Annotated in this window: 11 protein-coding genes; 5 read left to right on the top strand and 6 right to left on the bottom strand. The window is 57.9% G+C overall.

Annotated features, from left to right (window positions below):
• The first annotated feature begins 96 nt into the window (after positions 1-96).
• Together hpf and ACXADQ_RS06620 are read left to right on the top strand one after the other, a co-directional pair.
• Complete coding sequence (hpf, locus tag ACXADQ_RS06625; RefSeq protein WP_475317247.1) at positions 97-666, top strand: ribosome hibernation-promoting factor, HPF/YfiA family; 570 nt, start codon at positions 97-99, stop codon at positions 664-666.
• 44 nt (positions 667-710) lie between these two features.
• Positions 711-1,175 carry a PTS sugar transporter subunit IIA gene (locus tag ACXADQ_RS06620; protein ID WP_475317240.1) on the top strand — a complete coding sequence of 155 codons (465 nt, stop codon included), beginning with the start codon at positions 711-713 and terminating at the stop codon, positions 1,173-1,175.
• Here the strand turns inward: ACXADQ_RS06620 and ACXADQ_RS06615 are convergent.
• The 5 genes from ACXADQ_RS06615 to cysQ form a co-directional block, all read right to left on the bottom strand.
• A complete protein-coding gene (locus ACXADQ_RS06615) occupies positions 1,163-2,596 on the bottom strand; it encodes a nodulation protein NodH (protein WP_475317234.1) in 1,434 nt (477 codons plus the stop codon). The two genes, ACXADQ_RS06620 and ACXADQ_RS06615, sit on opposite strands and share 13 nt — an antisense overlap.
• A 6-nt stretch (positions 2,597-2,602) precedes the next feature.
• Entirely contained in the window at positions 2,603-4,303 is a 1,701-nt protein-coding gene (locus ACXADQ_RS06610; RefSeq protein ID WP_475317228.1) for a DUF5927 domain-containing protein, read from the bottom strand.
• Positions 4,300-5,286 carry a glycosyltransferase family 2 protein gene (locus tag ACXADQ_RS06605; RefSeq protein WP_475326040.1) on the bottom strand — a complete coding sequence of 329 codons (987 nt, stop codon included), beginning with the start codon at positions 5,284-5,286 and terminating at the stop codon, positions 4,300-4,302. Before ACXADQ_RS06605 ends, ACXADQ_RS06610 begins: the two co-directional genes overlap by 4 nt.
• A gap of 176 nt (positions 5,287-5,462) precedes the next feature.
• Positions 5,463-6,524: a glycosyltransferase family 2 protein gene (locus tag ACXADQ_RS06600; protein ID WP_475317223.1), complete on the bottom strand. Its 1,062-nt coding sequence runs from the start codon at positions 6,522-6,524 to the stop codon at positions 5,463-5,465.
• Between the two features lie 79 nt (positions 6,525-6,603).
• A complete protein-coding gene (gene cysQ / locus ACXADQ_RS06595; protein WP_475317216.1) occupies positions 6,604-7,401 on the bottom strand; it encodes a 3'(2'),5'-bisphosphate nucleotidase CysQ in 798 nt (265 codons plus the stop codon).
• 136 nt (positions 7,402-7,537) lie between these two features.
• Here cysQ and ACXADQ_RS06590 point away from each other — a divergent pair, with 136 nt between their 5' ends.
• Complete coding sequence (locus ACXADQ_RS06590) at positions 7,538-8,359, top strand: ABC transporter permease (RefSeq protein ID WP_475317212.1); 822 nt, start codon at positions 7,538-7,540, stop codon at positions 8,357-8,359.
• On the opposite strand, the gene ACXADQ_RS06585 is transcribed toward ACXADQ_RS06590, so the two are convergent.
• A complete protein-coding gene (locus ACXADQ_RS06585; RefSeq protein ID WP_475317207.1) occupies positions 8,360-8,962 on the bottom strand; it encodes an alpha-ketoglutarate-dependent dioxygenase AlkB family protein in 603 nt (200 codons plus the stop codon).
• Positions 8,963-9,181: 219 nt separating this feature from the next.
• On the opposite strand from ACXADQ_RS06585, the gene dnaK reads away from it, so the two are divergent.
• Both dnaK and dnaJ read left to right on the top strand, forming a co-directional pair.
• A complete protein-coding gene (gene dnaK / locus ACXADQ_RS06580) occupies positions 9,182-11,101 on the top strand; it encodes a molecular chaperone DnaK (RefSeq protein ID WP_475317204.1) in 1,920 nt (639 codons plus the stop codon).
• 72 nt (positions 11,102-11,173) lie between these two features.
• The gene (dnaJ, locus tag ACXADQ_RS06575) at positions 11,174-12,322 is read left to right on the top strand and encodes a molecular chaperone DnaJ (RefSeq protein ID WP_475317202.1); all 1,149 of its coding nucleotides are present in this window, start codon (positions 11,174-11,176) and stop codon (positions 12,320-12,322) included.
• Positions 12,323-12,358: the final 36 nt, after the last annotated feature.

Below are 12,358 nucleotides of genomic sequence, written 5' to 3'. Positions count from 1 at the left end.
CCAGGAAATGTCGATTACCAGCATTTGGGCATAAAATAACCGGCCGCAGAACGTGCGCCGGACAGCCCCGATGTGTCGAATAAAAGAGGAGACAGGATGCGCTATCAAATCAGTGGAAAGCAGATCGATATCGGTGAAGCACTGCAAACCCATGTCAAAGACGGGCTTGGGGCCGCCGTCCAGAAATATGCGGAACGTCCGACGGACGCGAACGTGATTTTCTCGAAATCCGCGAATGAATTTGTCTGCGAAGCCACTGTGCACCTATCCACCGGGCTGACCGCTCAGGCCAAGGCCCATGCGCATGAAATCTATGCCGCGTTCGAAAGCTGCTGCGAAAAAATGGAGAAGCAGCTGCGCCGCTATAAACGTCGCCTGAAGGACCACCATCGCGATCGGGCCGAGCCGGTTGAACTTGCCGGGGCTTCGTCCTATATCCTCGCCTCGGAAGGCACCGAAGGGGATTCGGAGCCGGAAAGCCTACAGCCCATTATCGTGGCCGAGATGGAAACCAAGATCCCATCCCTGTCCGTTGGTGAGGCCGTGATGCAAATGGAATTGGCAGGCGCTCCGGTTTTGATATTCCGCAACGAGACAAAGGATGGGTTGAACGTCGTCTATCGTCGCGATGATGGTAACATCGGATGGATCGACCCAGCGCAATGATGTGATCGGGGACAAAACCCCGAAATCGGAGAACCGTACCGAGCATGGAACTGTCTAACCTCCTCAAGCCTGAGGCCGTAAGAGTCATTTCTTCGGCGTCCAGTAAGAAACGCCTGCTGCAAGAGCTTGGGGGTCTTGCGTTCTCTGCCTACGGTCTTAGCGCGCCCGCCACTGTCGAGGCGCTGCTGGAACGCGAAAGCCTTGGCCCCACTGGTGTGGGCCAAGGTGTTGCTCTGCCGCATGCGCGGATGCCTGACCTTGAGTCAGTGCAGGGCGCCTTTGTTCTGTTGGAAAAACCGGTGGATTTTGACTCGGTTGACCGGCAACCCGTGGACATTGTGTTTGCTCTGTTCGCCCCAGAAGAAGCAGGGGTCGAGCACCTGAAAGCCCTGGCGCTGGTGTCGCGCACCCTGCGAGAGCCGTCCTTGTGCGCAAAACTGCGCGCCAATACGGATGCGGCGACTCTGTATACCATCCTGACCGAGAATCACTCGGTTCAGGCGGCCTGATCGCCCCAATCCCCAAACCCGAAATTCAGATAGTCCCGCTTATAGATGGCACGGACCTTTTGTTCGATCTCGGCATCATAGATGTCTGACAGCGGGATCGGTATGTCCGGCTGCGCGGGCTGATAGGGTGCGTCCTTCCCAACCATCTGCCCCAACAGCGGCAGCATTTTCGCCAGCTCGTCCTCGCGCAACACGAAATCAGGGGACGCCACTGCCGTAAAACCCTTGAGCACTTCAACCTGGCTGGCCCAGTTCGGATCCAACCGAATACTGGTTTGCCCGGTCAGATTGTCGCCCACAAAGTTCAGGAACACCATGAACGCGGCCCGATGCGCGGGGATGTCGTAATCCTGCGGCACCCCGGATTTGGGAAGCGGTAGTTTATAGATCTGACGCAGGGATTTGCGAATGCGGGCAAAGTTCCCCGGCCCATCGTTCAGAATACGTTGGCAAAAGGCATGATGCGCCCGCGCGACCGGATGGCGCAGCACGGTAAAGCTGCGCTGGCCCGGATGTGCCTGCCGCCATTTCCGCAGCGTTCTTTGTGAAAAACCTGTCTGCACCGCCGCCAGATCCGCCCCATCCAGATCCGCCAGCCATTGCACCACCTGTGCCTCGGGGCCGCTGGGGACAGGCAAATAGATCAACGCCGATGACGGCGCAGCCACATATCCGGGGACAGCCGCACCGCGACGGGGCTCGAAATTTGGTGTCCGGGTCAGGTTGAAGCGATCCAGCCCCTCGAGGCTGGTTTCCATGTCTTCAAAGTTTTCGACCTTGGCGGACAGAGGCTGCGGATTCTGCTTCTTCAGCTTGGAATCCAGCGCTTCGAGCTGATGATCGACACCCAACCAGCGCGCCAGACCGTTGATCACCTCCAGGTTTTGCAGATCTTCGTAATCCACGTAAAACCCGGTCTGTCCCGACACCTGCAGGGCATTCAACACCTTGATCTGGAACTGTTGCAGCGCCGAAAGATGCTGTTCGAACTCGGCCGAGGAAAAAACAGCCGAGCCATCCTTGCGCCGCTTCATATTTGTCAGCTTCCACTGCCCGGTGGACTGCGCGATTTTCCAGCTGACATAGCTTTCAGCTGGATTGCGGGTCAGGATGATCTTGGCGCATCGCGGATCGCTAAGCAGGCGATCAATCACGCGCGGATCGTGGTCGTGGAAGTACCGAAATCCGCCCAAAACACCCTGTTGATCACGGATCGTCTGCACCAACAGGTCGGGGTCCGCCTCGCGTTGGGCACGAGTCACGCCCAGGATATCGTCGCTGTTGGGATAGCCGATAAAGGCCGGGTTGAAGGCCTCGCCATGGCAGGTGATGCCGTCAAAGGCATTCAGGTTCAATTCCAGAAAATTCGAGCCCGTGCGCATTTCGGCCAGAACAACGAAGTAATCAAAATTTCCACTCATGGGGCCTCAGCGAACTAAATAGGGCTTACGTTTTTGCGGGTTGGGGCGAGTCAGGTCCTGTTCGACCGGGAAATCACCCATCAAATAGGGATGCATCCCCTGATTTTTTAGGTTTTGCAGGAATTGCCCGAATCCGTCCAGATCCGCCATGCGCGGCGCCTCGGTCAGGCGGGTCAGACGTTTCAGGCCGATCTCATCGACGATGCTTTGCAAGGCTTCCATCGGCGCGTCGATGAATTCGGCCATGGTCCAGATGCGAATCCGCGCCTTGGTATAGGGCGAGCGTAAAACGTTCAGGAATTCGGCCTCGGCCTTTTGCAGATGCGCGGCCTCTTTGCGTAGTTCGGAGAAATCGCGGTTCGAGTTGAACAAAGGCACGGCCCAGGCCCCCGAAATCACCGAGATCTGGGCATTCGGGTCCTTCGCGATGAACCAGCTGATGCTCTGATTGTCGCTGGGACCGTATTGGAAACACTGCCGCTCTCCTCGGGTGTTCCAGATCAGGTTGCGCAAAAAGCCTTCGGTGTCGTTGTCCCGGATCGCCGCGCTGTCGGACAAGGCACCGTTCATTGTTGTCTGCCCTTCAGCGAACTGCGCGCGGTCAGGTGCATATAAATGACCATGGACCCGTGCCTCGGTGGCTTTGGCCAGCCAGGGATCAAAGTCTTCGAACAGGTCCGAGAACCCCTGGAATACCGAATATTTACCTGAGGTCACGCCATTTTCCCAACCTTCGCGCGGGAAGCGGCTTTGCATGACCAAGCCCGAACGACCGCGCGTCCGCCTGTCCACCGCCTTAGAGAAAATCCGATCGATCTTGCTTGGCTGCGGTTCGGCCATTTGGCCGCTGCCCGGCCCATCGCTTAGAAAGGCACGATACAGACGATCCGCATGGGGCCAGATTTTACGCGCGACAAAACAGTCCGAGCGACGCAGCAATTGTAGGTGATCATCATAAAAAATATGCGGCTTGCCCTGAAAATCGAACTTGGACAGGGTCAAAGACCGGCTTTCGATATTGGTGGAGTACAGCCGCGCCAGCGTTTGAAAATAGCTTTCATCCGGAATCCAGACCTTTTCGAAATAGCGGTCATAATCGGGGCGATCCGGGTCCTCCAGAATGGCGGACAGCGTCTGCCGTGTCAGGCACCACCATTGGCTGCCCATATGCGGGACAATCCCGTTGGGAATGCGACGCTTTACGCCCAGGCGGCGCTGCAGGCGGACATAGCCATCAAACAGCGCGCGCCTCTTTTTCCACGAGAACGGAAACCGCAGGGTAAAACGTTCATGATCCAGCCCGCCCACGGTCCAGGGAACATCGGCGGTGGTGGCGCTTTCGATAAAGTCCGTCTTGGGGCGCGCATCCAGGTACTCGATCAGGTCCGCCACGGGGCGCAGAGGCAGGCACGAGCCCGAGGTCAGATACACATGGCGGACACCTGGATAGCGCCCCAGGATCAGACCCGCCGCCGATTGCGAGGCCGCAACGATCCCCCAAGTGCCCCATTCGCAGGTGTGGCGCGGGCTGAAACTGACATCGGGCAGGTCCCTGAGCGATTTGACAAAGCGATTATACGTCCGCCGTCCCACCTTGGCATCGACATGGATCACCACCGGACAGCCAGCTGCCGCCCAATGACGCGCTACCTGTTCGGCCCGGCCCAGCGCATTGTGAACCAACATGACGATACCCAGCGTGCTCATGCCCAGTTTCCTTTGGACATGAGGCCAAGAATCTCCAGCTGGCGCCAGTTGATGTATTTCTCGGACCAGCGGCACCACAGATCAGGGTTGGCGCGCAGACGTTCGGCATAGGCCTTGTATTCCACGCTTCCGGCGTAGTGTTGACCGCGATCCAGCTCTTCCTCGGCCTTGGTCGCGAACGTGTCCAGGAACTTGGTATGGAGCAACATCCCACTGGCCATTTCCCCGCCCCATTCCTCGTAGACTTTGTTCAAGCCGCGCGGCAGCAGCATATGGGTCGAGCTGATATAGGCGTATTTGCGGTTCCATTTCACCAACGGAATCTTGTTCAGCGCTGGGGCCTTGAACGGATCGTCGGCGAAGAACATGCGCTGACGCGGTCCGCCCTGAATCCACAGATTTCCAAAATAGTCGTTCTTTTTAAAGCTGTAGTTGCCCGAGTCAAACCACGAGGCAATTTCCAACGGATTCTGCCCCTCGGCGTAGGGTTGCTTGTCGATCCGACCCTTAGGGTACATATCCAGCAACATCGCTGAAAACTGCCGGATCGAGGAATTGTCCAGCCAGTCGGTCAGCGCGCGGATTGGGCGGGTATCGCAGAACGGATAGATAAAGAACTCGTCCGGGTCGACCACCAGCACCCAATGACCATGCGCGTATGTGCGTTTCAGGTGGTTCATCCAATCGACGCCGAACGTCGCGCGTTTATAGCTGGATTCGGTATACCAGACGGACACATCGGGCATGTCATGCAGGTATTTCGCCGTTCCATCCGTCGATCCATTGTCGACGAACAGGAAATGATTGATCCCCATTTTGCGATAGTAATCCAGGAAGTAGGGTAGCCGGATTTTTTCGTTCCGCATCGTGCAGACCAACAGGATATCCCCGCGTCTGATCCGTTGCGTATTGTCCTGGATGGCGCGCAGCTCGCGCGATTTTCGGAGCGATCGGATGATCGCCCGCTTGCGCCGCAACCGCAGCCGATATGAATCCCGCAGGCCCAACTTGCTCTACCTCAAATTCCAGGTCACTGGCACTTCCACAAGGTCGATTGCCGCTAACCGCCTTGTTTTGATCAATATGTCACGAACCCAAAGCGGTGCCAACATATATGGAATCAGTTGCTGGATGGTTTCTGAATTCGGGGGCGTGTTGCTCAATCGGTCCAATTCAAGGCGGGCATCAACCCCAGATCAACCAGCTGCTGCGTCCCTTGGTAAGGCTCCGACCGGGGGCCCCACAGATTGGGCGCCTTGGTCAGGGTGTCGTAATAGCCGCTAAACTCTTGCGGGCGAGAGAAATGCTCGCCGCGCGCCTTTTCAATTGCCGATTTGGAAACAATCTCGGGTAAAAACTTGGTATGGAGCAAAACCCCGGACGGTGCTGACTCTCCGGGGCCATTATATTGCGCGTTCAGCGTTGGCGGCAGCGCGGAATGGGTCGAGTTCACATAGGCAAACCGCCGGTCCCACTTGATCAGGGGCAATTTGTTCAGCGTTGGCGATTTTTCGGGCTGATCCGGAAAAAACACCCGCTCGCGTACACCGCCCTGAACCCACAGATTGCCCAAAGGGGCCTGGCGCACTGCACGATACGGCCCGGGGTCGAACCATGGCAACAGTGCGATCGGGTCCTGTCCCGCACGATAGGCGGACTGATCCAGCGCGCCTTTGGGATAAGGCTCTACCATCAAAGCACCAAACGCGACGCGTCCCTGTTGGCCCAATAACGCGGTCAGGTCTCGTAGATCATGCGAGTCCATGCCGTCATACACCAACAGCTCATCCGCATCCGCCACAAGCGTCCAATGTCCATGGCAATACCGGATTTGCAGCCATGTCAGCCAATCCAGCCCGAACCGCGACGCGCGATAGCTGTGATCGGTCCGCCAAAGCGAGACATCCCCCTGATCGGCCAGAAACTGGGCGCTTCCATCATCACTGTTGTTGTCGACGAACAGAAAATGCGACACACCAAGATCGCGGTAATACTGCAAGAAATACGGGAGCCGGGTGGCCTCGTTCCGCTGCACGGACACAAGCAACAGATCGTCTGGCCGGATGCCAGACGTCCGATCACTCACGCCCTGCAACTGATGGCGCGCCCGAAACGACCGCCATAACAAGCGCCGCCGTTTCAGACGCAGACGGTAGGCCTGCCACGGGGACAAGACAGGCATCGCCAGATCGGGGCCGTTTTGCCTGTCTGATCCCGTCATTTTCCCACAGAAAAGCCCCCAAAGCCTGCGCTATGGGGGCCACCTTGCGGGGGGTTTCCCACAAATTCAAGCGTTTAGATCAGGCGCCTTTCAGCTCTACGCTGGGTGAATAGGCGATAAAAAACGGGTTCGCGTATTCGTCTTTGCCATAGACCAGCGGGCTGTGGTCATCAAAACGTACGACCTTGCCACCCGCGCCATGCAGAACGGCGTGACCGGCGGCGGTGTCCCACTCCATGGTGCGGCCAACGCGGGGATAGATATCCGCCTCGCCGGTAGCGACCAGACAGAACTTCAGCGACGAACCGGCGCTTTTGGAATCGGCCACAGCGTATTTGTTGATGTAGTCATCCGTCGCCTGATCCCGGTGCGATTTCGAGGCCACAACCAGCAGCGCCGAGTTGTCTGCGTCAGAAACCTTGATCTCGGTGGTGGCACCCATCGCGTCCTTGGCGAAATCGCCGGTTTCCTCGACCGAGGACCCATCGGCCAAAGTCAGGAACATGCGATCCTTGGCAGGGGCGTAGACAACGCCACGGGTGGGGACACCGTTTTCGACATAAGCGATGTTCACGGTGAAATCTCCGCGACGGTGAACGAATTCCTTGGTGCCATCCAGTGGGTCAACGATCAGGAAAGTGTCGGCCTTTTCGCTGTGGCTGTCGGCTTGCTCTTCGGTGATCAGGGTCACGCCAGGGAATTCAGCGCGCAGCCCGGCCGAAATCAGGGCGTCAGCCGCTTCGTCGGCCTCGGTGACCGGGCTGTCGTCAGACTTGGATTTCACCTCGAAATCGTCCGAGTTATAGATTTCCATGATCTTGTCGCCTGCTTCCAGGGCTAGGCGGCGCATCACTGTGGTAAGTTTTTCGTAATCCAAGGTCTTGTTCCTATGCAAAATCCGACGGAAATGTCGGCGAGTTGATTGGTTCTGCGGTTACACTTATGATGCTGACGTAACGGGACGGCAAGATTTCCATGCAAAGAATCCTTTGAATTGGCAGGACGGCGCAGAAATGTTCCAATTAAACAGGCGAAGCTCGAGTATTGGGTCGGCAATCACGATTGCCGAGCTAACCTATCATTCGATTGCACGCAGTATCCGCAAAACCCATCGCAACGCCTTTATGTCGATTGCGATGAACATGCTGCAGGTCGTCATTTTCGTGATGACCTTCTATGTGATGTTCTCGGTTTTGGGGCTGCGTAGCACGGCGTTGCGCGGGGATTTTCTGCTGTATCTGATGTCAGGCGTGTTCCTGTACATGACCCAGATTAAGACCATCGGGGCTGTTGTTGGCTCCGAGGGGCCGACCTCGCCGATGATGAAACACGCGCCGATGAACACGGTGATCGCCATCGCCTCGGCTGCGCTGAGCGCGCTGTATATTCAGGTGCTATCGCTGGTGGTGATTCTGTTTGTCTACTATGTGGGGTTCAAGCATTTCACCATCGATCAGCCGGTGAATGCATTTGGCATGATTCTTTTGGCCTGGTTCTCTGGCTTGGGAATCGGCATGGTTTTGTTGGCTGCGAAACCCTGGTTTCCGACGCCGGTGCGGATCATTACCATGGTGTATCAGCGGGCGAATATGATCGCCTCGGGCAAGATGTTCGTCGCCAATACGCTACCGCCTTTCATGCTGAAACTGTTCGATTGGAACCCGCTGTTCCACTGTATCGATCAGTCGCGCGGGTTTGCTTTCATCAACTATGTGCCGCGCAATACCTCGGCGATGTATCCGCTGTATTTCGGGTTGGTGTTTTTGATGATCGGCCTGATGGGCGAATTCTACACCCGCCGCCACAGCAGCGCCAGCTGGGGTGCGCGGCGCTGATCAGGTCACCACGCGGCAAGTCAGATTGATCCGCCCACCCTTGGCCAGCAACGTGCTGGAGCCAGGCCGGATGCGATCAACCCCATGATAAACCAGCCGTGCCGAGCCGCCGATCACGGCTACATCGCCAGATTTTAGCCAGATGCTTTCCGTTTTACCGCCGCGGGTCAGATTGCCGATGCGAAACAACGCATCATCCCCCAGTGAAATCGACAATACGGGCCAGGTGAAATCTGCCTCGTCCCGGTCCTGATGCATCCCCATACGGGCGTTTTCATTGTAGAAATTGATCAGGCAACAATCAGGGTTCCGATCGGGGCTAACCAGCCGCCGCCACAGGTCCAAAACCATATCGGGAATCGCCGGCCATGCGGCGCCATTCGGATGGTGATCCCGATAGCGATAGCCCGACCGGTCCGAATACCAACCAAACCGCCCGGCCGAGGTCATCTGCACGCTCATCGGTTTGCCATAGGGCGTCATGGGGGAAAACAGCGGGGCTTTCCGCGTCACCCGGCGCAGATCAGCGACCAAACCCTGCTGCTGCTCAGGGTCCAAAGCCCCCTGCAGAATCCGCACCCCGCGTATGGAAATTTCCTGCATCCTGCCTCTCATCAACTCAATTCTAACCGCTTTGACGGAAATTCACGCGGAATCACGGATTCCACCGCGTTCAGACGCTTGCAGGGGTCAAAGCCCCTCCTTATATACGCCGAGAAGCGCGGTGAACCACTGTGGAACGCCGCAAAACAGGATCGGGGCTGGATGCCGTAACGGGTCCACGTCTCGTGTCATCGCCTTGAATATGAAGGGATCGAAAACATGGCTAAAGTCATTGGTATTGACCTTGGTACCACCAACAGCTGCGTCGCAATCATGGACGGTTCGCAGCCCAAAGTGATCGAAAACTCCGAGGGTGCGCGCACCACCCCGTCGATCGTTGCTTTCACGGATAACGAGCGCCTGGTCGGCCAGCCTGCGAAACGCCAGGCCGTCACCAACGCCACCAACACCGTTTTCGGTGTGAAACGCCTGATCGGTCGTCGCGCAGATGATCCGTATCTGGCAAAAGACAAGAAAAACATGCCGTTCAACGTCATCGATGGCGGCAACGGCGACGCTTGGGTCGAGGCTCAGGGTGAGAAATACTCCCCCAGCCAGATTTCGGCGTTCATCCTGGGCAAAATGAAAGAAACGGCAGAATCCTACCTGGGTGAAGACGTCACTCAGGCGGTGATCACCGTTCCTGCCTATTTCAACGATGCACAGCGTCAGGCCACCAAAGACGCCGGTAAAATCGCCGGTCTTGAGGTCCTGCGGATCATCAACGAACCGACCGCGGCCGCGCTGGCCTATGGTCTGGACAAAGAAGACACCCACACCATCGCGGTTTATGACCTGGGTGGCGGTACCTTCGACGTGACCATCCTGGAAATCGACGACGGCCTGTTCGAGGTGAAATCGACCAACGGCGACACCTTCCTGGGTGGTGAAGACTTTGACATGCGCATCGTCAACTACCTGGCGGACGAGTTCAAAAAAGAGCACGGCGCCGATCTGACCAAGGACAAGATGGCCCTGCAGCGTCTGAAAGAGGCCGCTGAAAAAGCCAAGATCGAGCTGTCCTCGAGCCAGCAAACCGAGATCAACCAGCCGTTCATCGCGATGGACCCGAACTCGGGCACGCCGCTGCACATGGTGATGAAGCTGACCCGCTCCAAGCTGGAATCGCTGGTGAATGACCTGATCAAAGCCTCGATCAAGCCTTGCCAGGCCGCCCTGAAAGACGCAGGCCTGACCACCGGCGACATCGACGAGGTTGTTCTGGTCGGCGGTATGACCCGTATGCCCAAAGTGATCGCCGAAGTGACCAAGTTCTTCGGTAAAGAGCCCCACAAAGGCGTGAACCCCGACGAAGTGGTCGCCATGGGCGCCGCCATTCAGGCCGGTGTTCTGCAAGGCGACGTCAAAGACGTGGTTCTGCTGGACGTGACCCCGCTGTCGCTGGGCATCGAAACACTGGGTGGCGTGTTCACCCGCCTGATCGACCGCAACACCACGATCCCGACCAAGAAGTCTCAGGTCTTCTCGACCGCCGAAGACAACCAGTCGGCCGTGACCCTGCGCGTGTTCCAGGGCGAGCGCGAAATGGCCGCCGACAACAAGCTGCTGGGCCAGTTCAACCTGGAAGACATCCCGCCGGCACCGCGCGGTTTGCCCCAGATCGAAGTGACCTTTGACATCGACGCCAACGGCATCGTGTCCGTGGCCGCTAAGGACAAAGGCACCGGCAAAGAGCAGTCGATCACCATCCAGGCCTCGGGTGGTCTGTCGGACGACGACATCGAAGCCATGGTCAAGGACGCCGAAGCCAACGCCGAAGCGGACAAAGAGCGCAAGGAACTGGTCGAAGCCCGCAACCAGGCCGAAAGCCTGATCCACTCGACCGAAAAGTCGATGGAAGAGCACAGCGACAAGGTGGACCCGACCACGATCGAAGCGATCGAACTGGCCATCGCCGCGCTGAAGGACGACCTGGAAAAAGACGATGCCTCGGCTGAGAAGATCAAGTCCGGCGTCCAGAACGTGACCGAAGCGGCCATGAAACTGGGCGAGGCGATCTATAAGGCCAGCCAGGACGAACCCGTTGACGAGCCCGCCGCAGCTGACGAAGCAGGTGGCCCGGATGACGACATCGTCGATGCTGACTTCGAAGACCTGGGCGACGACAAGCGTTCGTAAGAATCCGTCGGAACCATATGGGGCCGGTCCTGACCGGGCCGGCCCTTTTCGTTCCTGAAAGGGGAATACCCAATGTCAAAACGTGATTACTACGATGTGCTTGGCGCATCCAAGGGTGCCTCTGCCGACGAACTGAAAAAGGCCTATCGCAAGAAGGCCAAAGAGCTGCACCCAGATCGGAACGCAGACAATCCCAACGCCGAGGCCCAGTTCAAAGAGGTCAACGAGGCCTATGACTGCCTGAAGGACGCCGAGAAAAAGGCCGCCTATGACCGCTATGGTCATGCGGCTTTCGAGGGCGGCATGGGCGGTGGACCGCGCGGCGGGCATCCTGGTGGGCAGGGTGATTTCGGCAGCGCGTTCTCGGACGTGTTCGACGACCTGTTTGGCGACTTTATGGGGGGCCGTGGTGGCGGGGGCGGTCGCAATCGCGCCGCGCGTGGCGCCGACTTGCGCTATAACCTGCGCGTCTCTCTGGAAGAGGCCTATGCCGGCGTTCAGAAAACCATCAACGTCCCCAGCACCGTGGCCTGTGGCGAATGTGATGGCTCGGGTGCCGAGGGCGGGGCCGAACCGACCACCTGCCCAACCTGTTCGGGCATGGGGAAGGTCCGCGCTCAGCAGGGGTTCTTTACCGTGGAACGCACCTGCCCGACATGTTCGGGCATGGGGCAGATCATTCAGAACCCGTGCAAGGCCTGTGGCGGTCATGGTCGCGTGCAAAAAGACCGCGCGCTCAGCGTCAACATCCCTGCCGGCGTTGAAACCGGCACCCGCATCCGCCTGTCTGGCGAAGGCGAGGCCGGGATGCGCGGTGGGCCCTCGGGCGATCTGTACATCTTTATCGATGTCGCTCGGCATGACCTGTTCGAACGCGAGGACGTGAACCTGTTCTGCCGCGTCCCGGTCAGCATGACGACCGCCGCGATGGGGGGCGATATCGAGGTTCCGACCATCGATGGTGGCCGCAGCCGCGTTAAGATCCCGTCAGGCAGTCAATCCGGACGCCAGATGCGCCTGCGTGGCAAGGGCATGCCTGCCCTGCGTGGCGCTGGTACTGGCGACATGTTCATCGAATTGGCCGTGGAAACACCTGTGAACCTTAGCTCGCGTCAAAAGGAACTGCTGCGCGAATTTGAGGAGCTAGGCAAGGATAACAACCCGGAAAGTCACAGCTTTTTCAATAAGGTCAAGGGCTTCTGGGACAGCATGAAAAGCTGAGCTTAGGCTGGCGTTAACCAATCTGTAAGCGAATCG

The sequence above is a fragment of the Thalassovita sp. ABM4_323 genome, assembly GCF_056158665.1.
This window is presented reverse-complemented; position numbering and strand designations above follow the sequence as displayed.

What these genes read in the sequence shown, in the direction of transcription:
- ACXADQ_RS06615 (WP_475317234.1), bottom strand. Translation starts at nt 2,596, where the DNA reads ATGAGTGGAAATTTTGATTACTTCGTTGTTCTGGCCGAAATGCGCACG.
- ACXADQ_RS06590 (WP_475317212.1), top strand. Translation starts at nt 7,538, where the DNA reads ATGTTCCAATTAAACAGGCGAAGCTCGAGTATTGGGTCGGCAATCACG.
- dnaJ (WP_475317202.1), top strand. Translation starts at nt 11,174, where the DNA reads ATGTCAAAACGTGATTACTACGATGTGCTTGGCGCATCCAAGGGTGCC.
- ACXADQ_RS06600 (WP_475317223.1), bottom strand. Translation starts at nt 6,524, where the DNA reads ATGACGGGATCAGACAGGCAAAACGGCCCCGATCTGGCGATGCCTGTC.
- ACXADQ_RS06610 (WP_475317228.1), bottom strand. Translation starts at nt 4,303, where the DNA reads ATGAGCACGCTGGGTATCGTCATGTTGGTTCACAATGCGCTGGGCCGG.
- dnaK (WP_475317204.1), top strand. Translation starts at nt 9,182, where the DNA reads ATGGCTAAAGTCATTGGTATTGACCTTGGTACCACCAACAGCTGCGTC.
- ACXADQ_RS06585 (WP_475317207.1), bottom strand. Translation starts at nt 8,962, where the DNA reads ATGCAGGAAATTTCCATACGCGGGGTGCGGATTCTGCAGGGGGCTTTG.
- hpf (WP_475317247.1), top strand. Translation starts at nt 97, where the DNA reads ATGCGCTATCAAATCAGTGGAAAGCAGATCGATATCGGTGAAGCACTG.
- ACXADQ_RS06620 (WP_475317240.1), top strand. Translation starts at nt 711, where the DNA reads ATGGAACTGTCTAACCTCCTCAAGCCTGAGGCCGTAAGAGTCATTTCT.